We start from the raw sequence: 24,450 nt of genomic DNA on the forward strand, positions 1-24,450 counted from the left end.
AATGCAACAATATTCTATTAAATAATGATTCCTCAAAAAACCTGCCCGTTTCATCAACGGTATGCATAAATCTTGATCTCGATAAAGAGGTTTATAAACCTACTGCATACTTAGATAAAGATAACGAACCGCATTTGAAATCAGAAATAGTAGAAGTTTCATTAAAACCACATTACATGGATGATACTCAATATTATGATGCAAATAGAAATATGCCAAAACTTGTTTCTGTAGACTCTTTCAACGGAATGAATGCTATTTTCACTATGAAAATTGGAGGCGTAATTAATCCAACAGAATTCAGAGAATATCATCCCCCTAAATTTTCAGCAGATTACATATTCAGAACAGACTTATATTGGAAAGGTCAAGCCGAAACAACCAAAGAAATCAACCTTACTCCTGGAGGGCAAATCGGCTTAAATCAAACGAAACAGCTTCAGGCAACCGTTAAAACCAAAACAGGGGATGGCAACTTTGGTCCTGAAACCAATGTAAACACTGGTAGCGGCGGGACAACCACATGGGAGTCCTCCAACCCCTCGGTGGCTACGGTAAGTAATTCAGGGTTGGTACAAGCAGTTAGTCGGGGAAGCACCAACATTACTGTTTTATGGGAAAAGGATGGATTTGAATTAACGACCCGAACAACCATCAGCGTTGATCAGGGAAACGGAGGTGGGAATGACAACGGTGGTGGAGATAGCGGCAGTGCTCGCTGTGCTCCGACGATTGGATCACCCTCTCCAGGTACACGCGTGGACAGCAGTGACCTCGATCCCAACGCTACAGGAGTAATAAAGTCAGATAACAGAGATAATGAGACATTCGATGTGTTAAAAGGAATTCCCACTTCCGAATCTCTTTATACTAATGCCTTTGCAGACCATTATCTATTCAAGCAGGCCTGGACAAAGATGAGTGGGAAAGTTACTTATAATTGTAATGTCACCGTCTCCTATGATAGAGAATGGACTGTATCCGGGCCTGAGGTCTGTGATGAAACAGGATGCCGGGATGGCACACCTATTCCGATGAATGATTCGGTACCAAGACCGTACAGTTTCCAGATTACTAGAGACTATTCCTATTGGACCATTAGCAATCTTGAGGTATATAAAATTGCCAAAGCAACCATGAAAAATTACGCTCTACCTGGTGAAACGATTACTATGAATCCTTCGGGTTATGTTCCACCGACACTCGAATCGAGAAATGATACTGCCGTGGAAAGTCATGTTGTACCTGGACAAACCTCCTCCCTGTCGTATACACCAAACAAACTAACAGGTGGTCTGGATTCACCCCCAGATGTACCGGACGATACGGAGTTATTAAAAAGGATTGCTGAAACAAATACACCCCAAAGCACCGTAAAAAATGACTTGGTGAAGTTTAACAATACAATAATCATGAATGATGCGGAAACATCCAAGGATGGCCCTACACCCATCAACATTCCTTCACCAACAACGATCGGACGGGATGTTTTGTACACACCCAATCATAGGATTAGCAGTTCCCTGCTTAACAAAGCTAATACGGAGAGCTCAGGCCAGATCTATTATGATCTGCTGCCTGGCAATGTAAACGGCGGTGCCAACAAAGTTCTTCCTATCCATAACATCAACACCGTTACTGTGCATACCCCTGTTGTAAACTACGCTTGGGTGTCAGACGACCAGCCGCATAATCAGAAAACGGTACCCGATCCCACTCGTGCAGCGATCATTCTGGAACGTCCATTCATCGTGCGTATCCCTACAACCGGGCAACACTTGAATGCATCCAGTCATCCCGGCTACGGAAACCGGGACTATGCCAAATATTTCCGAATCAAACAGGTACTTTTTTCGTTTGATGTCTATACAGCCGACCGTACGCAGTTCATTCCGAGCAACACATGGGTCAACATTCCTGTTAACCAGTTGGATACAACGTTCTATCTGCCGGTATGGGTAGACGAGGGGAATTATACTATCGAGTTTAGGAACATCGCCGAGAATGCACCTGCGAGCTTTACAGAACAACCCGATGCGAATACCAATCTACCCCATCACGTTGCAAGTGATAAAATACCTGTGGATGTGATCGGCAGACTATATGATTTTCATGTGACCGATGTATCCGACTATAACTGGGAAAAAGTATTCCGCACACATCCAGGTAGCCCAGAGCCTACAGGCCACAGCTACTGGACCGGACTACAGAGCATTGATGGTGACCCCCGAGGGAACTCTGCTCCATTCGTGCTACCGATTCGACCTGGCAGTCATCCGGATCAAGGCTTCCGAAACGCTGCAGTGAAGACAGGTTACCATTTCAAATTCGATCTCAAGACAAAAGGTAATATGTTTGGAAAACAGGACGGCATTCGAGTAACACCTACATTTTCCTTTATAAGTAACGACGGCTCTTCCCGTCAGGAAGTTGACCTCTACTACCACCGGGGACAGGAACGTCTGATCCGAATCGGTTCACCGCAGGATGTAGAGAAGCGTTTTGTTGTTCTCAACTCACGGTTGCGTAATGTACCTAGCATAGAGTTAAGTGATACGGCACGTTATCAATACACGTATGAACTTTCACCAAATGAACGTAACCGTCTCACCTTAGCAGAACATATGGTACAAATGGCCAATCAGACTTCACGCCAAAAAACAGAGATCGGACGGTATGATTGGATGATTCTGACGGCTCCGATTCGAACATTGATTGGACCTAAAACCAACATCCCGGCTAGTGTCAATGTCGACAGGGCTAACGCAGCTATCCAGCATTGGTACGGGGAATACAGTCTACCTGCGGATGTATACGCCGTTCCCAAAGGAACTGACCTCGAACCTCTTGCCAGACAGAACAAGTTGGATGAAAAGTCTGATACCTTTTTGAAAAATGGATACATCGTCGTTAACTTTAATATCGAGAGTCTACGCAACGGCAATACACAGACACCGCATTTGCAATATATCCATGCTCCACTCATGAATCAGTGGCAGTTGGAAGGCTTCAACCGCCCACCTGCATTCATTAACAACAATAGAAGATGGCCGCTGAAGGACGGGGACATTGTCTTTTATCATGCGGATCAGTCCAGCCGAAATGACTTTCAGTCCCAAGTACCTCATTAAGAATGATGAATTATGAATCAGGAACTAAGAATCAATAATTAAAGATTAAGAAAAAATATTGCCCTGAAAGCGAGACTACTCCAAATCCGGTGTGGACGAGGGAATATTAAAAGGGTTGTCTGGGATCATTCTTGCAATGGATTCACCCCAGACAACCCTTTTCTTTTACAATTTTGCATAATGAACTCCGTCTATCGACTCCCTGCCATAACAACGAAGCCTATTGCATCTGCATTTCACCCTTCTACTCTCTTAAGGACAGCGCTGAGGACATCGACTTCTGGTACTAGCAACAAGGGGATGCGGCTAGTCACGTATTCTCGAACCTTTGGGAGATACTCCCGTTACACGCTTGAACATTTTGGAAAAAAGTAGCGGATCCGTATACCCCACAGAGTGGGCTACTTCACTTACAGACAACATCGGATTGCGCAGCAGCTCTGCTGCCCGATTCATGCGATACTCCAGGAAAAAAGCTTGCAATGACTTGCCATATCGCTCTTTGAACAACCCTGATAGATACGTTCTGTCTAACCCAACAGCCTGTGCGATATCCAGAATGGAAGTACGCTGACTATACCGATTCTCCATAAACTGCACCGCTTGCCGGATATACGTCTCTTTCGTGGAAAGGAGCGGATTGTCTTCTTCCTTCATCGGCGAAGATGCGATTAGTGCTGCCATAAGTCGATATAACAAGCTTTGATGCAGGACGTCCCCTCCAGGAAGTGAGCTCGATCCAGCTTGAACCATCTCATCGTATAACTCTGCCATGATGTCTGCATCGTGAGCCTCGAACACAGGATGCTCCTGGTTTAGCTGTGCACGCTGCATGAATGCTTTTGCCTGCACACCTCGGAAGCCAAACCATGAATATGTCCAAGGCTCCTGCTCATCTGCCTCATAATGAATAACAGTGTCCGGTAATATAACAAATCCTTGTCCCTGGCCCAGACGATATTCCCGATCTCCCATATACACTGTGCCATAGCCTTCATGAATGTAATGCACAATATAGGAATCACGTACCCCCGGCCCCCAATAATGAGCAGGATCACACGCCTCCCATCCATAAAATAATAGCACCAGCTCCATCTGTGTCCAACCTGCAGCAACCACATTCATTTCAATTTTCCGACTCATGCTCCCCCTCCTATCGGCTATAACACTCCAGTCATTCTATACTTGTCTCACGCTTTTTCACTTGTAATTAGATTAAATTATAACAGGTATACAGCGCATATTCCTCATGAAAACGGAAACATAAATGGGATTATGCCATGTTTGGAAGGGGTTGAACCATAGTGATATTTACCTATTCGGCCTATAGTTGGGGTACAACATTTTTTCGGAAAGGATGAACTTGAGATGAACAAAATTACGTTTCTTGGTGCAGGCAGCACCGTGTTTGTGAAAAATGTATTGGGTGATGTCATGATGACGGAGGCCTTGCAGGACTTTGAACTCGCCTTATTCGATATCGATGCTGAACGTCTAAGTGACTCGGAGCGCTTGTTAACAAGCTTGGCGCAATCACTGGGAAGCCGCTGTTCCGTCAAGACATACCATGACCGCAAGGAAGCACTTCGCGGAGCTAAATATGTCATCAATGCCATCCAGGTGGGCGGGTATGACCCGTGTACGATCACCGATTTTGAAATCCCTAAGAAATATGGCTTGCGTCAAACCATTGCTGATACCCTCGGCATAGGCGGCATTTTCCGTAACCTGCGTACCATCCCGGTAATGCTTGATTTCGCCAAGGACATGCAGGAAGTATGCCCGGACGCCTGGTTCCTGAATTACACGAACCCGATGGCTGTCCTCACCAACGTGATGAACGTACATGGTGGGATCAAAACAATTGGACTTTGTCATAGCGTACAGGTCTGTGTACCACATCTGTTCGATGCGCTGGGCATTGACCAGACAGGTGTCGTTGCCAAAATTGCCGGGATCAACCATATGGCATGGCTGCTGGAAGTGACAAAGGATGGCGTTGATCTGTATCCAGAGATCAAACGCCTGGCGAGACAGAAACAGCAGGAAACCCATGACGACATGGTACGTTACGAGCTGATGCATCGCTTCGGTTACTATGTCACTGAATCCTCCGAGCATAACGCAGAGTATCATCCGTATTTCATCAAACGGAACTACCCGGAGCTGATCGAGCGCTTCAACATTCCGCTGGACGAGTATCCGCGCCGCTGTGTAAACCAGATTGCAGAGTGGAAGGACATGCGGGAGAAGTTGTTTGCGAGTGAAAACATCCAGCATACGCGCAGCCGGGAATATGCTTCGCATATCATCGAGGCGATGGAAACAGATCGTCCATATAAAATCGGCGGTAATGTCATGAACAACGGACTCATCACGAACCTGCCACGCGAAGCTTGTGTCGAAGTGCCTTGTCTAGTTGATGGTTCTGGCATTAGCCCCACATACATTGGTGACCTGCCACCACAGCTGGCAGCGCTGAACCGCACGAACATCAACACCCAATTGCTGACCATTGAAGCGGCGATGACGGGTAAAAAAGAGCACATCTATCATGCGGCTATGCTTGACCCGCATACGGCTGCTGAACTGTCTATGGACGACATCGTGGCCATGTGTGACGACTTGATTGAGGCTCACGGTGACTGGCTGCCGAAATTCTCATAATCTAAACATCGATATATACAATCCAAGAAAGGCGAGCCGAGATACACAAACCAAGACAGACAAAACAAGCACTGTTCCTTTCAAAACTGAAGGGAACAGTGCTTTCTACTTTATTTTAATAAAACTGCAAGAAAGTCATATACTTCCCTTGTTTGATATCCCTAAACGGATACATCCCTCTACTCAACCACACTGTATAATGTTTGTAACTTCATTGAGTAGGCAGCAAAAAACGGTATCCTTCCCCGGTTCTGTCTGGATATAGATTGGACAAGTTGGATCTTCCCAGGGGTCAAGGAATGTCTTGGTGTGTAAAAAAACGTTAAAAAAGACCCGCTCAGGGTTAAGCTGAGAAAACCGGGTCTATTTTAGATAATTCAAATCATAAAATGAATAGGAAGCTTATCCATTTTTAAAGCTGCGATTGGGTATAGCGTTCAGATCATGAACTTTTACCGTTGGACTACTCGTCATATACTTGTTAAAGAACTCCGTCTTAATTCCGGTCATATGGTGAAAGAAGGAGGTCTCCACCTTCCAATCCTGCTCTATCATATATCGAATATCGACAAGTCCTTTATTTGCAAGAAGATCGATAATGGTTCGAATCCGCATAGGTGTCTGCAAGGGAATCGTCTGATCAAACGGCTCTCTCTCCAGATATCCTCTTCGATGCATGGCTGCATAAAAATTACGATGAGCTTTGGCATCCATCAATCCCAGATTGGCTGCACGATAACCTAACACTTGCAACGATGTTTTCCATTTATTTTTTAACTCAAGATAATGATCCGGATTAGTCATTTGGGAGATAGCCTGCATATCCTGTGTAAACTCTTCTTCTGGCAATAAAAATGCACCGGCAAACAGATTGGCTTCATTCTCAATCTCTCTATGTTCTTTCCGATCTAAATTCACGAATTCCAGACGGTAGTGAAGTAACAAATGGCCTAGTTCATGAGCTATATCAAAATTCCTACGTACAGCCGACCGCTTAATGTTGCCTAGAATAATGAACGGTCGATCCTCTCTCGTCCACAAACTGTATGCATCTATTCCTTCCCCAATCGCCTTTTCAAAGACATACACTCCGCTTTTTTCAATCCAGAACATCAGGTTTTCATTGGTCGATCTCTCCAGATTTAATCGCTGTCTTGCAAGCTTTGCTATATGTTGAATTTGTGCTGTGCGATCGTCGTGTGATTGATTCATGTATTGAATTGCTTCTTCCCTGAGCTGAATAATCTTCAAGGTAGGAAGACTAATCTGAGACGTAATATAGTTTACAAAGGTATCCAGGTACTCCACATGCTTTGCCTCGGTTTGCGTTTTGGATATCACATTCATTACTTTGGATCGATATGCAATGTCCATTACATTGATATTGGCTGCATTATTACGTTCAGCCAGTTTGTCCTTCTCATAAAAATACTTGCTTTTGACGCTGAAAATCCGTTTTAATTCATTAACGATAGGCACTTTGGGGGAAGTGTACGCATTTTCATACTGCCAGACCGCCTGCTCGGTCACACCCAGTTTTTCGGAAAGCTCTTTTCTCGAATAACCATGCATGATGCGCAAGTTGGTCAGATTTTCACCCATGAACACACGGTTCCCTCCTTATTAGACTACGGGTCGGTTACCCCTGCCGTTCTTCTTCCAAAATTTCAATATCATATGCTGCCGGATCAAGAATATCATCCAGGTCAGGTGCGAGAACTTCACGTTCTTGTTCACTAAGTTCAGCGCCCGAGATGAGATCAGACAGATCTTCTATAAAATAGGCTATATTATCATGTGGGTTAGGCAAATAGTGCTTCACCTCGGAAATTTGATATGCATCATCAATACCATAGGTAAGGATGTGAAATTCATTGTACGTTGAGGACAGTTGTTTAATTTCTTCTTTCACACGTGTAACTTGGCTTACTTGAATGGGCAAGGAAAGTTGGACCACCTTCTCGGTCTGATCTGCTTCATCCATGGGTGGATCTGTCGGGAAATCCAAATTCACATTAATTTTGGACAGATCATGTAAGTATGTGCGCATTGCCCCTTTACGATCATTGCCCATAGGTAGTTTTGCCCGAGAAAAACATTTTTCATTAAAGTACGCCGCATTTTTAATCAAAAATAGAACTTTGGAGTCCTTATGTGTGAATTGAAGATAATCCCAGGTTAGACCTGCTTTGGACTTTTTATGTGTAAATGCCTGTCCCTTATCTTCTTTGCAATATTCAGCGATTTTACTCTCTATAAAATTGCCCTTTGTCCAAGCAAATGCTGAACTAATCTCCATGTGATCTCGTCGATCTATACGGTGCTCAATATATTCCCTATAACCTTCAATAATTGCTTTGACAATCATCTGACTATGCTGAGGCTTGAATTTATATTGTTCCATATATATCACTCCGATTCAGAAGTTATAAAGGCTTCCTTTATTTTAAATGATATAGTAACGATAAGATATGATTTTTTCTTATATTTTTAAAGTAACTTGGCTTATTCTATACTAATATCTACCCAAACGGATTCTGTGCCCACTGCGTCAGTCTTTTTTTGGTAATCTGTCCATGTGAAGTGTGCATGATAACCTGTCCCTGATCCAGCAGCAGTACCTGCGGTGACTCATGACGTACCTCGGTTTCTTCCGCGATACGCCGGGATAACGAACGATTCTCAATGACCTTCACCATACAGTATTCCATGTCCTGTTTTGGATCGGATGCATTGGTGCCTACAAACGCCATAAACTCCCGATACGCTCGTGCGCTTACTGGACAGGTTGTGCTATGTTTCAAAAGCAGCACCGGATGCTCCTGCGAACGTTGAAGTACTTCTTGCCAATCCCCCAGCTTATGCAGTTCCCGCACATGCTCGATTAACATCTCATGCGAATCGGCTCCCGTACGTCTGCTGACCACCGAACCGATTACCACGCCAAGAGCAGCACCAAAAGCGATGCCCAGTCCAATCTGCCCCGTAGCTGTACCCAAGCTAACCCCAAGCGCCACACCCACCGCGAGCCAAAGTGCTTGATGGTTTACCTTCTTCTCCACAAAACGTCATCCTTTCTCTAAGTATGTAACCAGCCATTCAAAGCTATATAAATGAAACGAAAGACATCTCCACGAAAACTTCCCGATCACATTTCTATTAAATATTTTGTTCAAATTATAGCACAGCCCCTGCATACAAGCTTTCAGAATCTGCATCTTTCGGGTACATATTGTGATACACTGATGTTAATTTGGAAACGATGAACATAAGAGCAACTGAAAGGCGGAAATTCAATATGACATACGCTTTTACCATTGAACCACCGGAATATTATGCGCTGGACAACGAGCAAGAGTTAATGGCCAAGTGTCAGGAATGGGGTCTAATCTCGGCCAAAGCGACCAAACTCAAAACGTTCTATTATAAAGGAAACGGGCTGAACCTACCCTGCACCATTCTGGGCTTTGTAGATCACATGACAGCTGTCATCGAACTGGATAACGGGCAAAAACACTGCATTCACCCATCCTATCTGAAAGAAATGCAGGCTTCTGCTTACAGCACCAGAGGTTTAAGCGGAGCGGCGGCTGAACCGAAAAAGGCAGATGAGCCGGTATCTTCAGGCAGCACATCTAAGACTGTACAAGCACCTGATTCTGCTGAAACATCTGTTAAGGCTGACTCGCCAACCGAGTTGTATAGTCTGGAGGATGACATGGATGGACTAGAATCCTTCTCCGGGCTCAAGGGAGATCCCGATGGATTGGTGGAAGAGTATATCGGGCCTCAGAAAGAGGATAGTGGTGCGCCTTCGGGAAGCAAACCCAAAACCAAAGCAGCTCCGAAAACAAAGGCCGTCAAAATTGATCTGCCAGATGGCAAGGTGAAGATGAGCGCAGTCGTCAAAGAATTTACGACGGTACCGAATCATTTCTCGGACAATGATGACGAAGTTATCATTTATGAGTCCGTGACGATCACTGAGCCTGATGTCATCGAGGTAGGCGAAGCGTGGTCAAGCCACAGTGCAACGATGAAGAAACAGGAGCTGGAAGTCGGCGATGTGCTAACCTTTGAAGCCAAAATCATTAAGAAAAAGCTGACCCGCAACCCTGTGCCTTATAAGATCAACAACCCGTCCAAAATCCAGAAGGAAGACTAGCCTTATTTTCAAAAAAAGCAAACCGAAAAACCTCCATGCTGCAATTCGTAGCAATCGGAGGTTTTTTGTCATGACAAAAACTATTCTCTCTTATGAGAATTGCCTTAATTATAGAGAAATGGACTTATATCTAATTCTTATCCTTGATGTCTGCAACGACTTGAAATCCTTTTGCTTCACCTGTCAGATATCCCTGCTCATAAGTATCAATTCCCTCTGAAGTAATATGAACTGCAACCATCTCATCTTCACCATCTACAGGTTGAGCAATGATATATCCCTTATCAAGTAAGTATGATATCGCTCTATGTTTTTCAATATGTTCCGTTTGATAGAATACGTTTTTAGGTGCCAAGATGGAAGTATTCTCGGTAAACCAATTCGAATAAAGCTCTTCTAGAATATTATACCTTTCTTGTATTCTTTCTTTGATCTTGATCTCTAATTCATCGAGCATAATCTACACCACCTTAAAAATATAAGAGCCTCGGTTAGAGGCTCCTACATATCGATCTTTTATTCAAATGAGGGAATGAATATTCTCTGTTGTTTAATTCCTTCTATGCCTATCCCTTGGCAGGAGTGGCACTGACCTGGAATTGTACACCAAACTTGTCGGTTACATTACCATAGGCCGGACTCCAGAACGTTTCCTGCATCGGCATAATGACTTTACCGCCCACTTCAAGTTTACTGAAAATGTTCTTCGCTTCCTCCGCAGTGTCTGTATTGACCGTCACCGTGATATGATCTCCCACAGTGTGTGGCATACCTGGAAGTATGTCAGATAACATCAGCACCGAGCTGCCAATCTGCAGAGAAGCATGCATAATCCAGTCTTTGGCTTCTGGTGGAATCGGATGATCCGGGCTGGATGGGCCTTCTCCAAAAGTTTGCATGGCAAGCACTTCCGCACCAAAAGCATCTTTGTAAAACTCAACAGCTTCACGTCCGTTACCGTTAGTAACAAGATACACGTTCAAACTAATTGCCATGGATTGTCCATCTCCTTGGTTTTCATATAATTATAGGCCAAGCCACTTGCGACATGAGTATATAGCAATGGATCACCTTTTGACAAGAACAAATTTCCATTTTTACCACCGGATCATTGTTACAGAGATATATTTCCCAACATCTTCTTTTCCCATTCACTGTTTATTTGTTCACCTTACGTTTGCGAAAATAATGAAAGGCTATAACTAGTAGACCTGGCACAAGAGCGGCAAAACTGGCATAGATCATACACCATTTCAACAACGTAAATACAGGCGTTAATTCAGCGATAACAGGTGTTTGCTCCGGATAACGGAACATGACAAGGGATGCCCCCACGTTCTCCAGCATATCCATTCCCCAGCCGAGAAAGGGCAGCAGGTTTATCCAGCGCCAGCGGCTTGTAGCAGGAAGTGCCCGATACAGAATGGATATCAAAATGACGAGCAGAAACAGATAGGCCAGGGGCCAGATCATATCAAACGTAAACCTGGCCTGAATATAGGCGCTCCGCCCAGCCTCTCCGTAGTGTTCTGCCATCTGATACAACTCATCTGCGGAGTATAGGAACGACGAATCCGGTGATTCTCCACCGCCCGTCGCCTCCTTTGACTTTTCCGACTGCCACGGCAGGATGAATGCGATAAAACAAGCAAAAACGATAGTTGCAGCAACAACCCATTTCCAGTTTACACGCTTATACAACCCTAACGATAACCTGCCAAGCATCCTCATTCCCCTCTCTATTCAAAAAAATAGCCACTCTCCCGAGTACTGTCGGTCAAATGGCTATAAGCGTTACTATTCTGTTATTACCCTAGGCAACCCTGGGCATATAAGGCTATGTGCTTTTTCCTGATTTTATTGTTCCTGAACAATGCGATCAATTTCACTTTTTAACAAAAGGTATCGATGTACACTTCTCATAATAGGTACTTTGGTAAGCTTATTTTTATCTACGTATACCTTCATCTGGTCCTTACTCAACCCCAGCATGCTTCCCGCCTCAGTCACCGTCAGTACCACCTCGGGATTCGTAGCGTTAAACGTCTTCTTCACCTTCTGATTCCAGTCCTCAAATACCTGCATAGATTTATGATCTCTCCTATCCATAGCCAGTTATCTTTCAGGCTGCGTACATTCAGTATAACATACTTGTGATTATCGTAACTTATACCCCCTTATAGCTCTACCTCGTTGATTCAGATCATTCAACAACTATACCTGCTCAGATCTACCTTCCTCTGCTCCACTCTATCGGTATCGTCGGATGAATTGTACGGCTTGGCGAATATCCTGTTCTGGTTGGTGACCTACCTCACGCTCAATCGTCAAATACCCGGTATACCCAATTTCTTGGAGGGCGGCAAAATACGCATCAAAATCAACAGCTCCCTCCCCTAGCGGCACTTCACGGAAAAAGGCACCCGAGGCTACCATGTCAACAATTTGCTCATGATCCATTGGAGCGTACCCCACCGCACCGTACACGTCTCGCGGATCTACCTCTTTCAGACGCAGACCGTCCTTCACATGCGTATGCACAATATAATCCTTGAGCAGTCTCACGCCCTCCACCGGATCATCCCCTGTCACCATGACCATATTAGCCGGGTCAAAGTTGACCGATACTCCATTCGTTGAAAGTGTATCCAGAAAACGTTTCAGTTCAGCAGCCGTTTCCGGACCGGTCTCGATAGCAAAGTAAGCCCCCACACTTTTGGCGTATTGCCCTAGCTCTTCGCAAGCCATGTACAGCGTTTCATACACTTCCGAGGCAGAATCATGTGGGACGATGCCGATGTGTGTGGTCACAATATTCGTGCCTAGATCAAGAGCTAAATCAACAATTCGCTTCGACTTCTCCACTTTCCATGCATTATCCGCCTTAACCTGAAACCCGTGACCGCCCAGATCGGCAACCAAGGCCGAAATCTCAAGACCCAGACCATCGATATGACTCCGGAGCTCTCGGCGTGCTGCAGAAGATAGATTTTCCGGGTCCATCTCTCCCTTCACCGCGTAGATCTGCACCCCTTCTGCACCTGCATCCTTGGCTTTCATGAGCCCTTCCCGCACACCTACGCCAAAACTGTCTACGATTACACCGATCTTATTCGTTAATTTCATGTTAAACCTCCCATGAGATTAGATAAGTTGTGATGTACCCTTTGTTCCTTCGCATGCCTCTTTAGAACATGTTATTCAGAGGTTTAACGAAAAAAGACGAGGCAGAAATGAACTCTACTTCGTCTTTGTCACCTGTTCGCGTCTTCCACACTCTTTATTATCACACTCATTAAAGCGCTCTCAAAAATCGGAGTATACCTACTTATTGCGCCGCGCTTTGGTCATACGGTTGAACATAATCAAGGCCACAATAACCATGGCTAGCATCGCAATATTGCTGGACACCTCTTGTGACAATCCAAACACCATACACAGATTCGTGACAAGACCTCGGACAATCAAAGCAACGACTATCAGCAGAATCGGACTTAAATAATTGTATCTTTTCATCGTTAAGCACACCCCTGGCCCATTATTCTGTTTCTCCACCTTCCCTTAACTTGATCATAACAGCCAATTTCTCCCGTTACAACAAAAGGACACCGCATGCAGTGTCCCTCGTTAAGATGTTAAATGTATTTTAATTTATGATTATGAGTTCTTTCTTTACGTTTTCGTACTCTGCCTGTCTTGGCTTAGATCTGTTTGAATTCAATCCAATCGATCTGCAGACCCGGTTTGGTAAAATCAAGTTTGAGTTCATATAGCCCTGCTTCGAGCTGCACTTTCACCAGTTTTTGTCTGATCCATTTGCCTTCGGTACCATTGGTCTGAATCGTCGTAGCGATCTGATCATTGAGCAGCACGTTACATGCACTCTGTGCGAGTTCTGGCTCTGGCGACATGATCTGTACAATGATCCGGTACTGGCCTGCTTTATCTACTTTCATATAGACAGGCTCAGTTACCGCAGGTTTCACCTGTGCACTCTCAGACAGCACTTGGACATCTGCCGGAGACAAGGATGTATTCGCCTGGAAGGAAGCCACGTTCTCTACAATCTCATGTTTGCGTGAGGATACCGGCGCATTCATGATGAATTTGCAGATGTTAATCGCAGAGCGTTGCAGCTCGCCGCGGGTCAATGTTCCATTTTCCAGTGATTCAATCGTGTTGTCGTCCCAGCCGTTAATCTCTGCACCATAGTTCGGCACAACCATGTAGAGATCATTCTGCGCCCGAATCATCCAGTTCGTGAACTTACGATCAGCTTCGCCGCCTTCTACCACATCGTTCATAATGGCCCACCAGTCGGTCATCACAATACCGTCAAAGTTCCACTCTCCACGCAGAATGGTGGTGTTCAGATCATAATTGGATGCAGCCCAGTGCCCATTAATCGGATTGTAGGAGGTCATGATAGAGTTGGCGCCACCCTCTTTCACTGCAATCTCGAACCCTTTCAGATATATCTCCCGCAGAGCGCGTTCAGATACAACAGCATCGACCTTGCTGCGGTGTTTCTCCTGATTGTTGCAGGCAAAGTGCTTCAATGTGGCGTTGGAGCCACCTTTCATAATGCCTTTCGTACATGCTGCAGCAAATACACCCGAGATCAGCGGGTCCTCCGAGAAATATTCGAAGTTACGTCCGTTCAGCGGACTGCGGCGAATGTTAAGTCCAGGACCGAGCAGGGTATCCACCTGATTACGGAGCAGCTCGCGCCCTTCCATCACATACAGTTCTTCTACCAAATCCGTATTCCACGTTGCTGCCAGCAGTGTTCCGATCGATACTTGTGTCGCCTTCTCACCGCTATCCATACGGATACCGGATGGGCCATCTGCCGTACAGGCCACCGGAATGCCATAGTTAAAGAGGCTGTCACTGACACCGCCAAAAGCTGAAGCGGTTCCCGAAGTAACCAGTGGACTGCTCATACCTTCCCCGCGCACAAGTGCTGCGAGATCCTGATCACTCAGTTGAGCTACAAAAGCTTCCAGACTGACTTTACCTGCCTTCACATCGCTCAGCTTGTAGCCCTGATTGCCCGTCTGCTCCAGGGTCTGCGGCAAGTTCTGTGTGATGCGATCTGCGATGGACACTTTGCGTTTAGGCACATCTACATACGTCAACTCATACGTACCGTCTGCTCTGCGAGTACCCGGTTTCATACGTGTAAAATCTTCCGTTGGCGCCATTGCTTCCTGCAATTGTTCCACCAATTGAATGCTGTCCACAACATAGCCATCTTGGCCATCGATGCCAACATGCTCTACCTGTTTCACACTGGTACCGACATGTAAGCGATACGTTCCGGCTTCAAGCACGTATGCGGACGCATATCCCGTCACACCTGCATCATCGTACGAAGCCATGCGATGAACCGGGAAACGTATCGTTAACCGTTCGGATTCACCGGGCTGTAGCAGTCCTGTTTTGCCAAAAGCGGCCAGCGCTTTCACGGGTTGCCCCAGTTTTCCTTGCGGTGCCTCGTAATACACCTGAACTACTTCTTTACCCGCATAAGTCGTACCCGAGTTGGTTACCTTCACGCGAACCTCGATAGATGTCTCCCCGTTTTCGGTCACGGTGCGCGCTTCCTCGGTTTGAACCGCAAAGGTGGTGTAAGACAAACCATAACCGAACTCATATTGTACTTTCTCAGGTCGAAACGTTTCAAAAAAGCGATATCCCACATAAATGTCTTCCTGATACAGGTTCTTAAACTCATTTCCATAATTGCTTGTGGACGGATAATCTTCGATAGAATATGCAATCGTATCTGTCAGTTTACCGCTTGGTGTCACCTCTCCTACGAGTACGTCCGCAATGGCATTCCCGCCTTCCATGCCGCCGTGCCAAGAGTAGATCACACCTTGAATGGGATGTAGAACCGTTTCGTTCAGCCAGCTCATATCTATAATATTCGAGACATTGAGTACAACAATGGTATGTTCAAAATGGTTCGTAACATGCTTCAACATAGCCTTCTCATCATCGGTCAGTCGGTAACTTCCGGGTGCATCTGCATTATCCTGATCCTCACCTGCGGTACGTCCAATGACTACGATCGCTTTGCTGGATTTGCTTCGGGCCTTTGCAACCAGCTCGTCCGTGAGCGGCATTTCCTTCTGATTCCACGGCTCGGCTGCCCATACTTTTCCGCCGTCCTCGAACGGGTTCTCCTCAATCCACTGCTCATACACAGCGGCCAGTTCTTCATTAACACTAATATTCTTTTTGCTGCACAGTCCATCCAGCAGATTCGTTGTGTACGCCACATGAACACTACCGCCTGAACCTGTGCCACTGCGATAATAGTTCACTTGAATTCGGCCAAAAACTGAAACGTTTTCGGATTGACCAAGCGGAAGAATGTCCCCTTCATTTCTAAGCAAAACAGCACCTTCCGCTGCTACTGTACGGCTAAACTCTGCAAACCCTTCCAACGGAACACCAATTAGACTTGTACTCAATGATTTCCCTCCTGATTGTCATCCCCATATCTGGGAAACACTCTTCCCGGGCTAAGCTCATCTAACATGCAACGAACTTCATAGATATGGCAGATTTACTTGTACTTAGTCCCATATTAACAGATTGCATGTAGGAAAATATATGAGAAATATTTATGCTCTTATAATAAATATTAAAGCCACGAACAAAGGCTGTCCGTGGCTCTTGCAGATCATATTTTTCATCTACTCTTATATTTGTCCTATACCCTGATCTTCTTGAACTTTTCTTTACTCGGTAACCTTTGTTGCAGGCATAAGCGTTCTTACCTGTATCGGTTGCAGATTATCCTCAATCTGAGTGCGGTACTGCTCAAACCATTCTGGCAGCATCAGTTTCTGTCCAAGCGCTTCAACCGGTTCGTCTTTTGCAAAACCCGGAGGATCGGTAGCAATTTCGAACAGAATGCCACCAGCTTCTCTAAAGTAAATGGCGTTAAAATACTGACGATCCCGCACCGGAGTCGGCTGATATCCATAATTGCGCACGGCTTCACTCCATTGTGCATGTTGTACATCATCGACTGCGCGCCATGCGATATGGTGCACGGTTCCTGCACCGCCCATGCCCAGCGGTACACGGTTAACCGGAACATCCACAATATTGCCGATATCTCCGATTGACCGGAAACGGGCATAAACCTCATTTTGGCCCACTTTTTCAAATCCGAGAATACGCTGTAATGCATCCATTGTCCGCTGCGGGTTCACACTGAACAGTACTGCTCCGCCGAAACCTTTGATCGCATGTTCAGCCGGGATACCTTCCTGCACCCATGTATTCGCTGCTCCCTCTTCCCGTTCAACCAATTCCAGGCGTAACCCTTCGCTGTCTTGGAATTGCAGCAATTCTTCATCAAAGCGATTCGTTCTGGTCACGTCGATATTAAAACCTTCCAGACGGTTCTGCCAGAAATCCATAGAACCCGGTGGAATGACATACGAAGTGATCCCGACTTGACCGCCGCCAATCTGGCCTCGTGGTGAACCAGCAGCCGGGAAGAAGGTGATAATGGTACCCGGGCTGCCGTGCTCATCTCCAAAGTACAGGTGGTATACATCCGGTGCATCGAAGTTTATTGTTTTTTTCACCAGTCGAAGTCCCAGTACACCAGCGTAAAAGTCAACGTTAGCCTGTGGATCTCCTGCAAAAGCGGTAATGTGGTGAATACCCGTTGTTTGAATGTTCATCATTATAGCCTCCTTGGCTTGTATACTCATGAGTGATGTTCAAATTATCTTTATATTAAGATATATGATCTGCTGTACTCGTGCCAGATCTGAACTGCAACTGGCACCAGTACGAGCTTTCTGTTTAACGAATTGGGGACGTTGCATAGTTGCTGTTCGAAAAGGTCTGTCTACTGCAAGGCGCCCTAAGGATTCTGTCTCGAAGCCTGCACTTTTTTCAATTTATCCGGAGTCACGTCATCGCCGTTTGGATCGTAGATGGTCGAATTCAGCAAAATGTCGTTGACCGAACCTCGAAAAGTCTTCAAATATTCCTGACGAAGGCGAGTCTGTTCTGCTTTCTCCATCTCCGTTAATCCACCCGCTTTGGCTTTTCTCGCGAGCTCATTAATTCGTGTCAGTGCTGGAATCATCATCTGGATCTCTCCTCCTGTATATAGATTGAAGATATTTATTGGAGTATATTCTGAAGTTGGTATTGCTGTCAATTTGATTCAATTTAAATGTCTTAATATAAAGATAAATGATTTTTGTTACGATGTCAACCGTTTGCTAATGTGAAAAAGGAACAGCCTCTTTCCGCCTCTCTTACTCTTTGTGCCTATTGTCATTAGAAATATAAAGAGTCAGCTCCACAACAGACATTAAGTCTTACTGCGAAGCTAACTCTTCTATTCCAGGGTGTCTCACCCCTTGCTACTCCATTATGCCAGCTTTTGACCACAGTTCGGACAGAAGTTAGCTCCTTCGTTTTTGGTGCCACAGTTCGGGCAGAAGTTCGGCTTTTTGCCATCACCGTTAGAAGACGGAGACGCACCCGAATTATTGTTCTGCGGTTGACCTTGATTCTGGTTGTTTTGGTTCTGAGCATTCGAGTTTTGATTGTTCTGCTGGTTTTGATTCTGGTTCATGTTTTTCATCATTTCATTCGCCATGTTCATGCCCATCATCATGCCTGCCATATCTGATGCTGCACCGCCGCCCTGTACTTTACCAGAGGAGATGCCGTCGGTCATGCTCACCTGCTGGTATTTCTGCAGGTTACCGATCATCTCGTGGGAAGCGGTTTTGGTGATCATATCCTGAATCTCCTGCGGATAGTTAAAGCTCATCACCTGGAACCCGGTAATGCCAATCCCGATATCCATCATCTGCATATCCAGATCCTCTTGAATACCGCGTGCAATGTCCGAAGCATTCGCCTGAAGATTAAACATATCTTTACCTTCACGGCTGATCCACTTCATCAGCAACTGGTCCAGTACAGATGTGATGCGAATTTTGACATCCTCGACCACATAGCTCTGTTTGATGCCCGCAATTTTATCAATCAGGGTCACATAGTCACTCACTTTGAAGTTAAACGTTCCGTTCGCCCGAATCGGCATGCCGCCCGGAAGCTGCGGTGTCGGAATTAATACCGGACTTTTCGTGCCCCAGCGTACCGTGAACTCTTTTGTATTTACGAACAATACCTCTACTCGCATGCCGCTGTTGAATCCAAACTTGAAGCCTTTCAGCGTAGACAGAAATGGAATGATCTCCGAATCGATATTAAACGTACCTTCGTCCTCAAAAATACCTTCCACCTTGCCGTTATTAAGGAAAATCGCATCCTGCCCCGCTCGAATAATCAGCTTACTGCCCTTCTTGATCTCCCGATTGCTCCACTTCCAGAAGATCATATCATCTCTGAATTCTTCCCATTCCACTACGTTAGAAAACTGATTTCTGAAAAATCCCATGTTCGATCCCATCCCTTCATTTTTAGAACGACCGACTGCTACCGCTATGTGAATGTCCGCCTGCGGTAGTGCCTCCACCGCCACCTCCGCCGTTATTGTTATTCTTCTCAATTTTGGTCTTCGTGACCGTTGTACGAATATATCGATCCTGACGATCAATCACATGCGAGTTCTCCGAATCCTCATAGGTAGCACGGTTCACCGTCACACGTCCACCCGAACGATACGTCATGACACCAACAACAATACCGCCAATGGCAACAGATGCGGCAAGCTGAAACCATGTCTTAAACAAAATATTATCCGGGTTCACCCCAGGCTTGAGATCCAGATATTCATAAGAGAGATTTAGAAACTTTTCAAAAGCTATTCGATAATTGCCATCCGACAAGTCTGGAGCGATTTTTTCTGTGATTTTGGCTGTTCGGCTGTTATCAACGTACTCTTCACCTTTGTAAAACCCCGCTGCATACACTTTACGATGATACATATCCATTGTCAGCATAACGGTGTTTCCATGAGGTTTATCATACCCCGGTGCCCGGTTATCGTAGAATTCCTGAGTCAGGAGCTCATCTTCCTTTTGCTCCTCATTGTTAGTAGTATAAATAATTAAATCCGTCTGGCGCTCTGCCGAATACTTATTCGCCAGGGCATTCAATTCAGTTCGATCCTGCTCACTTAGCAGGTTAGCCTCATCAAAGATGAGATTTTTGGTCTCTGCTGCGGATGCCGATGGTATAGGGAAGATCGGAGCAATCATCGTTACTAGGAGTACAATTAGCGCAGCCATCACAGCTATAGGCCGTTTTTTGCTCACAGGAATCCACCTCCCATCATCCACGACACCAGCTTCAGCGATAATAGCGAAACAGCCGATACACCTGTGAACCATCCGGCTACTTTGGCCTTACTGATCGGCGGCTTGCCGACAACTTTACCCGTCTGTCCGTTCATGGCGAAGGTATACTGTTTACGATTGAAGTCATAGTTGACCATCCATACCGGGAGAAGCACATAGTCTGCATTTTTGAGCGTGGTGTCGATCTGTTTATCCGTGTAGCTCACGCTCGTGTATCCGGACACGGTAGAGGCAATGTAAGAATCGATATAGGATCTCGTTTTATCCTTGGCTCGTGGGAAGAGCTCATCTTCGGTATAACTGTATTTTTCCGCTATATATCCGGCTAGATACGGGGTCTTAAATAATTTTAGCTCATTGTAAGGAAACGGCTCTAGTTTATCCATTAGTTCATCGTTCATTTTTTCCGAAGCATCGATGGGCAGATTCACATATTCCAACCGAATTTTACGATAAATATCAAAATGTTGTGTCTCTGTATATCGGTAATCACCCTGCGTGTAAGATCTCACCTTGGTGCCTTGGGCATGAACTTCTATTCGATTATGTAAATCGTACAGCCAGAACGGCACATAAATACCCGTGATGCTCTGGATCCGATCTGCGGTCATAAAGCCGCTCGGTGTCAGCAAGCCGTTTCTACACCACTTTTTGAATGCCTGCTTGGCTTGCTCTTTATTGATCGAAAAAGGAATGACCATCGCCGGGGCCAGGTTGCCCGTAAGCCGATCACTAAGCACTACTGCCGCACCGCAGAAACTGCATGTCGTTGCACTTGTCTCCGGTTCGGTTACGATGTCTGCTCCGCAGCTATTGCAGTGATATTCTTTGACTTCTCCCTCTGTAAACACCTGTTTCTTCAGGGGATCAGGGAGTTGCTCGATGTTGTCCTCGCGTCCGCAGCTGGGACAGGATAATGCACCGGATACACTGTCAAAAATCATGCCACTGCCGCAGTTCGGGCACTTGTACTCTAATACCGGCATTTGCTCACCTCCGTGTCTGAATTGTGTGTCAATGTGATAAATTACTTCCCGAGTTTCTCCTGAATGGCCGCCAGTTCCTCATCCGCACTAGGAGTCGGGTGCTCACTCTCCCTATTACCCGCATCGGCGTTCATATCCCGCTCCAGTTGTGCAATCAGTTCATCCAGATCGTCCTCCTGCGTACCTGCGCGAAGCTCGGCAAGTGCTTCCGCTTCGTTCAGTGCCTGATTGGCTCGATCCTCCATCGCTTTAAACGCTGTTTCAGCGCGGCTCGCGGAGGCATTCTGTTCATTGAGTTGCTGCTGTGCCTTCGCATCCGCCATTCGGCCCTTCAGCTCAGCATGTCTCGCTTCCAATTTCTCCAAATCTGCAACGAGTTTATCGTTCATGTGTTTCATCATTTTTGCTTTGGCAGAAGCTCGATCATAAGCCGCTTGCAATTCATTCCGTTTATCTGCCAGCTTCACTTTTTTCTCCAAAAAGCTCCGTGCTTTGTCTACATCACCCGACTCGGCTGACTTCTCCGCATAACGTTGCAGCTTGTTCACCTCAGCCTGGCACTCATCCAGTGCCCGCTTCGCTCGATTTTCATCCGCCATCACCGCAGTTGTCTCTGCCTTCACCTGTCCCAAATCACTACTCAGGCTGCGCATATACTCATTCACGGTCTGCTCCGGGTCCTCCGACCGGCGAAGCATGTGGTTCACATTCGCTTTCATCACGTCTCTAAACCTCGATAAGATTCCCATCATTCGTTCCTCCTTCGGGTATGTTCATATGAATATAATACATGAATAAGACGGCATACGTTTCACATTTAATAATCAGTTCATCTTTAGCTCTGCAATACATTTTATACTTTCCTCGGCTATTTGTTCTGTATTCGTATTATGTAAATCGTATCCGCCGTCGATGATCCGGTATTCATTCTGTCTCCTCCGGCAGACTCTCTACCGCTGTAAAGAAGACATCCAGCAGCTCCACCCCGTATGTCGTCCGAACATAGTCGGTGATCACTGCCACATCTTCCTCCCGCTGGTACTCCAGACATGGACGGCCTTCGCTCCAGAGCACTCTGCACGGGAATCGTTCCACAACGCACTGAATAATGTGATCGGGATCTGCAGCTCTATGAATATTGGGCATGCTTCTTCACTCCTTCTTCTTATTCATTTACTGTTCTGCTATGAATTGTTTACTATCTCGATCGAACCTGTATTCTACAGTTAAAGTATCCCCTTGGCCTTCGGTGTTTCTAGTTGTGACAACCAGCTTATCATTTTTATTCACAGGAGTACTGACTTTTTCATAATTGATGGTTTCCCAAACTCTTGCATCCTTTTTAAACATAATCGTAAATTCTTCTCCGCTTTTTTGATCCACACCAAAAACATACGAATTAAACCCTCTTGATCCGGTGTATTCAGGAGTCAGCAGGAATACATCCATTGTGTCGAAGTTGATTATCTCGAAAGAAACAGGTTGATCCGAGGGTTGAACAAAAACAAGATCCCTTAACTCTTCTAACTCTTGTTCACTCTTATTATGCTTGTACATCACAGCATAATCCCCTTAATAAAACATATCTCCTTCAACTCCCAGAACACTTGGTATAGTGATATGTCCAGTGGCTTCTTTCCCTTTTGAAACGACGTATAACTCTCCATCATCTAATTTATTTTACACGATCTACTAACTCTAAAAAGTTTATATTATGTAATGAATTGTCATATGATTATAACTACTATAGACAAAATAAAGAAAACCCGCTTCTGACAGCGAGTTTTCCTTTTTTCCTGTTACATATCCAATACGCGTCTACCTATAACTCAGCTCAATATCATAAGGCCAAGCCAGATCAAGAAGGAGGCACCGCAAACAATGATTTCAAAAAAATGAATCTGAAACACCCTGTATGCCCCCTGCTCCTTTTGGGGAATTCCTAAAAAGTCACCATGTTGATTGGTATAGATTAGTCCACAAGCGAACGTGAGACCCGATAACAAAACAGCAGATGTAGATAAACTCATGACATAGCGCGGATTACCGCCCGTCTCAAAACTGAGATCTACTCCCAATCCCTTCGAGATCAGGCATGTCAGCACAAGGATAAGAAACACGAGAAGCCCTAGACTGAAAGGGTGTCGCCTGTAATCAATCAAACGCATGAAGGTTTGCATAAAGTGACTCTCTGGTCTCAGATCCTCTTCCTGCTCCTTCAGATCACCCTGCTCATCATTCATAATATAGAAGAACGTGAAGGTAATGATCCCAACAAATATGCTAATCTGCAACATACGCAAAGCCAGACTGAGATGAAAGAAAGCGATGATTGCAAGGATGATCAGCAGAACCAGAATGATCTTGCCACCAACAGCCTCTCGTTCCTTCCACATCCGGTTAACGAACTGCTGGGCAGCAGATTCCCTCTTCTCCTGTGGTCCGGGTACTTCATCTTTTGAACGGGTATCCCGTTTCCGTTTAAGTTGAATCATGAAGTAAGCGAGTATCATCAAGCCTAGTCCAATCGCCAAAAGAATCCATGCTGCTCCAGGATAACTGCCATAGGAATCATAGGTTTCTACAATCCACAGTCCATCCAACATGACAGTCCAGATGCCGAGCATAAGTATGTAAGGTGCTACTTTATGTACGATTCATCCCCACTCCTTTAGCACATGATATCTGTATATGGAGAAGTGTTTATTTACCCTATTGGAGATTGGATGAAACGCGAGCTGAGCACCATTCCATTAATTTTATATTTCCATTAATTCACATGAGCAACTGCACTTATTTCTACCCATTGTTCCGGGAATGCCAGATAATTCACCCCGATCAGACTACCCGCTGGTCGATGCTCTCCAACATATTCTTTAAACATCTCGATGGCAATCCCACCATGCTCTTGTGCCTGGGTCAAATATATTTCGACATATGCAAGATTCGACTTCGTTACGTTAAACTGTGCTAACACATGATCCAGATTCTGTAGTGTCTGTGACACTTGCGCCTGAATGTCACCCTCTCCAACAAAGTGGCCTTCTGCGTTGTGAGAGAATTGTCCAGAAATATATAGGGTGTTATTAACGCAGTAGCCTTGAGAGATCCCATGGTCCCACAATTGATGATTGTACGTTTGAATAGTCGTCATATTCCTTGCCCCTTTACTTTAAATT

General features: G+C 45.4%; 24 protein-coding genes. 3 read left to right on the forward strand and 21 right to left on the reverse strand.

Features of this window, described 5'->3' with window-relative positions:
- Positions 1–212 precede the first annotated feature (212 nt).
- The gene (locus PQG66_RS21970; protein ID WP_272039974.1) at positions 213–3,131 is read left to right on the forward strand and encodes a DUF5704 domain-containing protein; all 2,919 of its coding nucleotides are present in this window, start codon (positions 213–215) and stop codon (positions 3,129–3,131) included.
- Positions 3,132–3,437: 306 nt separating this feature from the next.
- Here PQG66_RS21970 and PQG66_RS21975 read toward each other — a convergent pair whose 3' ends face one another.
- Positions 3,438–4,274, reverse strand: coding sequence for an AraC family transcriptional regulator (locus PQG66_RS21975; RefSeq protein ID WP_272039975.1), 837 nt, complete (start codon positions 4,272–4,274; stop codon positions 3,438–3,440).
- Positions 4,275–4,499: 225 nt separating this feature from the next.
- On the opposite strand from PQG66_RS21975, the gene PQG66_RS21980 reads away from it, so the two are divergent.
- Positions 4,500–5,798: an alpha-glucosidase/alpha-galactosidase gene (locus tag PQG66_RS21980; protein WP_272039976.1), complete on the forward strand. Its 1,299-nt coding sequence runs from the start codon at positions 4,500–4,502 to the stop codon at positions 5,796–5,798.
- Positions 5,799–6,200: 402 nt separating this feature from the next.
- Here the strand turns inward: PQG66_RS21980 and PQG66_RS21985 are convergent, their stop codons facing one another.
- From PQG66_RS21985 to ytxJ, 3 genes are all read right to left on the reverse strand, one after another.
- Positions 6,201–7,406, reverse strand: coding sequence for a spr1629 family repressor/antitoxin (locus PQG66_RS21985; RefSeq protein WP_272039977.1), 1,206 nt, complete (start codon positions 7,404–7,406; stop codon positions 6,201–6,203).
- A 31-nt stretch (positions 7,407–7,437) separates the two neighbouring features.
- A complete protein-coding gene (locus PQG66_RS21990; protein ID WP_272039978.1) occupies positions 7,438–8,202 on the reverse strand; it encodes a spr1630 family ClpXP-sensitive toxin in 765 nt (254 codons plus the stop codon).
- 118 nt (positions 8,203–8,320) lie between these two features.
- Complete coding sequence (gene ytxJ / locus PQG66_RS21995; protein ID WP_272039979.1) at positions 8,321–8,860, reverse strand: bacillithiol system redox-active protein YtxJ; 540 nt, start codon at positions 8,858–8,860, stop codon at positions 8,321–8,323.
- A 236-nt stretch (positions 8,861–9,096) separates the two neighbouring features.
- Here ytxJ and PQG66_RS22000 point away from each other — a divergent pair, with 236 nt between their 5' ends.
- Positions 9,097–9,963: a hypothetical protein gene (locus PQG66_RS22000; RefSeq protein WP_272039980.1), complete on the forward strand. Its 867-nt coding sequence runs from the start codon at positions 9,097–9,099 to the stop codon at positions 9,961–9,963.
- A 130-nt stretch (positions 9,964–10,093) separates the two neighbouring features.
- Here the strand turns inward: PQG66_RS22000 and PQG66_RS22005 are convergent, their stop codons facing one another.
- The 17 genes from PQG66_RS22005 to PQG66_RS22085 all read right to left on the reverse strand — a co-directional run bounded on the left by PQG66_RS22005 (position 10,094) and on the right by PQG66_RS22085 (position 24,425).
- The gene (locus tag PQG66_RS22005) at positions 10,094–10,420 is read right to left on the reverse strand and encodes a hypothetical protein (RefSeq protein ID WP_272039981.1); all 327 of its coding nucleotides are present in this window, start codon (positions 10,418–10,420) and stop codon (positions 10,094–10,096) included.
- A gap of 109 nt (positions 10,421–10,529) precedes the next feature.
- Positions 10,530–10,958 carry a VOC family protein gene (locus tag PQG66_RS22010; RefSeq protein ID WP_272039982.1) on the reverse strand — a complete coding sequence of 143 codons (429 nt, stop codon included), beginning with the start codon at positions 10,956–10,958 and terminating at the stop codon, positions 10,530–10,532.
- A gap of 163 nt (positions 10,959–11,121) precedes the next feature.
- Positions 11,122–11,664, reverse strand: a complete 543-nt coding sequence (locus tag PQG66_RS22015; protein ID WP_272039983.1) for a hypothetical protein — start codon at positions 11,662–11,664, stop codon at positions 11,122–11,124.
- 156 nt (positions 11,665–11,820) lie between these two features.
- Positions 11,821–12,048 (reverse strand): DNA-binding protein, encoded by a 228-nt coding sequence (locus PQG66_RS22020; RefSeq protein WP_272039984.1) that lies wholly within the window; start codon positions 12,046–12,048, stop codon positions 11,821–11,823.
- A 165-nt stretch (positions 12,049–12,213) separates the two neighbouring features.
- Positions 12,214–13,089 carry a sugar phosphate isomerase/epimerase family protein gene (locus PQG66_RS22025; RefSeq protein ID WP_272039985.1) on the reverse strand — a complete coding sequence of 292 codons (876 nt, stop codon included), beginning with the start codon at positions 13,087–13,089 and terminating at the stop codon, positions 12,214–12,216.
- A 198-nt stretch (positions 13,090–13,287) separates the two neighbouring features.
- Positions 13,288–13,479, reverse strand: coding sequence for a hypothetical protein (locus PQG66_RS22030; RefSeq protein ID WP_272039986.1), 192 nt, complete (start codon positions 13,477–13,479; stop codon positions 13,288–13,290).
- A gap of 185 nt (positions 13,480–13,664) precedes the next feature.
- Entirely contained in the window at positions 13,665–16,448 is a 2,784-nt protein-coding gene (locus tag PQG66_RS22035; RefSeq protein WP_272039987.1) for a glycoside hydrolase family 3 C-terminal domain-containing protein, read from the reverse strand.
- A gap of 270 nt (positions 16,449–16,718) precedes the next feature.
- Complete coding sequence (locus tag PQG66_RS22040; protein ID WP_272040065.1) at positions 16,719–17,678, reverse strand: ring-cleaving dioxygenase; 960 nt, start codon at positions 17,676–17,678, stop codon at positions 16,719–16,721.
- Positions 17,679–17,863: 185 nt separating this feature from the next.
- Positions 17,864–18,091 (reverse strand): DUF896 domain-containing protein, encoded by a 228-nt coding sequence (locus PQG66_RS22045; RefSeq protein ID WP_272040066.1) that lies wholly within the window; start codon positions 18,089–18,091, stop codon positions 17,864–17,866.
- A 291-nt stretch (positions 18,092–18,382) separates the two neighbouring features.
- Positions 18,383–19,423 carry an SPFH domain-containing protein gene (locus PQG66_RS22050; protein ID WP_272040067.1) on the reverse strand — a complete coding sequence of 347 codons (1,041 nt, stop codon included), beginning with the start codon at positions 19,421–19,423 and terminating at the stop codon, positions 18,383–18,385.
- 22 nt (positions 19,424–19,445) lie between these two features.
- On the reverse strand, positions 19,446–20,243 hold the full coding sequence (locus PQG66_RS22055; RefSeq protein ID WP_272039988.1) for a TPM domain-containing protein: 798 nt from the start codon (positions 20,241–20,243) through the stop codon (positions 19,446–19,448).
- Entirely contained in the window at positions 20,240–21,271 is a 1,032-nt protein-coding gene (locus tag PQG66_RS22060; RefSeq protein ID WP_272039989.1) for a TFIIB-type zinc ribbon-containing protein, read from the reverse strand. Before PQG66_RS22060 ends, PQG66_RS22055 begins: the two co-directional genes overlap by 4 nt.
- 41 nt (positions 21,272–21,312) lie before the next feature.
- Positions 21,313–22,020 (reverse strand): PspA/IM30 family protein, encoded by a 708-nt coding sequence (locus PQG66_RS22065; RefSeq protein WP_272040068.1) that lies wholly within the window; start codon positions 22,018–22,020, stop codon positions 21,313–21,315.
- A gap of 175 nt (positions 22,021–22,195) precedes the next feature.
- Positions 22,196–22,417 carry a hypothetical protein gene (locus PQG66_RS22070; RefSeq protein WP_272039990.1) on the reverse strand — a complete coding sequence of 74 codons (222 nt, stop codon included), beginning with the start codon at positions 22,415–22,417 and terminating at the stop codon, positions 22,196–22,198.
- A gap of 27 nt (positions 22,418–22,444) precedes the next feature.
- Positions 22,445–22,828, reverse strand: coding sequence for a hypothetical protein (locus tag PQG66_RS22075; protein ID WP_272039991.1), 384 nt, complete (start codon positions 22,826–22,828; stop codon positions 22,445–22,447).
- A 272-nt stretch (positions 22,829–23,100) separates the two neighbouring features.
- Entirely contained in the window at positions 23,101–23,898 is a 798-nt protein-coding gene (locus tag PQG66_RS22080; RefSeq protein WP_272039992.1) for a hypothetical protein, read from the reverse strand.
- Between the two features lie 143 nt (positions 23,899–24,041).
- Positions 24,042–24,425 carry a RidA family protein gene (locus PQG66_RS22085; protein ID WP_272039993.1) on the reverse strand — a complete coding sequence of 128 codons (384 nt, stop codon included), beginning with the start codon at positions 24,423–24,425 and terminating at the stop codon, positions 24,042–24,044.
- Positions 24,426–24,450: the final 25 nt, after the last annotated feature.

Origin of the sequence: Paenibacillus sp. JJ-100, from assembly GCF_948329825.1 — a bacterium.
GTDB lineage: Bacteria > Bacillota > Bacilli > Paenibacillales > Paenibacillaceae > Paenibacillus.

Coding starts and splice junctions, on each gene's coding strand:
- PQG66_RS22080 (WP_272039992.1), bottom strand. CDS start 23,898: ATGCTCGGCATCTGGACTGTCATGTTGGATGGACTGTGGATTGTAGAA.
- PQG66_RS21975 (WP_272039975.1), bottom strand. CDS start 4,274: ATGAGTCGGAAAATTGAAATGAATGTGGTTGCTGCAGGTTGGACACAG.
- PQG66_RS22000 (WP_272039980.1), top strand. CDS start 9,097: ATGACATACGCTTTTACCATTGAACCACCGGAATATTATGCGCTGGAC.
- PQG66_RS22060 (WP_272039989.1), bottom strand. CDS start 21,271: ATGCCGGTATTAGAGTACAAGTGCCCGAACTGCGGCAGTGGCATGATT.
- PQG66_RS21990 (WP_272039978.1), bottom strand. CDS start 8,202: ATGGAACAATATAAATTCAAGCCTCAGCATAGTCAGATGATTGTCAAA.
- PQG66_RS21970 (WP_272039974.1), top strand. CDS start 213: ATGCCAAAACTTGTTTCTGTAGACTCTTTCAACGGAATGAATGCTATT.
- PQG66_RS22040 (WP_272040065.1), bottom strand. CDS start 17,678: ATGAACATTCAAACAACGGGTATTCACCACATTACCGCTTTTGCAGGA.
- PQG66_RS22020 (WP_272039984.1), bottom strand. CDS start 12,048: ATGCAGGTATTTGAGGACTGGAATCAGAAGGTGAAGAAGACGTTTAAC.
- PQG66_RS22085 (WP_272039993.1), bottom strand. CDS start 24,425: ATGACGACTATTCAAACGTACAATCATCAATTGTGGGACCATGGGATC.
- PQG66_RS22065 (WP_272040068.1), bottom strand. CDS start 22,020: ATGGGAATCTTATCGAGGTTTAGAGACGTGATGAAAGCGAATGTGAAC.
- PQG66_RS22050 (WP_272040067.1), bottom strand. CDS start 19,423: ATGGGATTTTTCAGAAATCAGTTTTCTAACGTAGTGGAATGGGAAGAA.
- PQG66_RS22005 (WP_272039981.1), bottom strand. CDS start 10,420: ATGCTCGATGAATTAGAGATCAAGATCAAAGAAAGAATACAAGAAAGG.
- PQG66_RS22010 (WP_272039982.1), bottom strand. CDS start 10,958: ATGGCAATTAGTTTGAACGTGTATCTTGTTACTAACGGTAACGGACGT.
- PQG66_RS22045 (WP_272040066.1), bottom strand. CDS start 18,091: ATGATTCCAGCACTGACACGAATTAATGAGCTCGCGAGAAAAGCCAAA.
- PQG66_RS22070 (WP_272039990.1), bottom strand. CDS start 22,417: ATGCCCAATATTCATAGAGCTGCAGATCCCGATCACATTATTCAGTGC.
- PQG66_RS22030 (WP_272039986.1), bottom strand. CDS start 13,479: ATGAAAAGATACAATTATTTAAGTCCGATTCTGCTGATAGTCGTTGCT.
- PQG66_RS22025 (WP_272039985.1), bottom strand. CDS start 13,089: ATGAAATTAACGAATAAGATCGGTGTAATCGTAGACAGTTTTGGCGTA.
- PQG66_RS21980 (WP_272039976.1), top strand. CDS start 4,500: ATGAACAAAATTACGTTTCTTGGTGCAGGCAGCACCGTGTTTGTGAAA.
- PQG66_RS22075 (WP_272039991.1), bottom strand. CDS start 22,828: ATGTACAAGCATAATAAGAGTGAACAAGAGTTAGAAGAGTTAAGGGAT.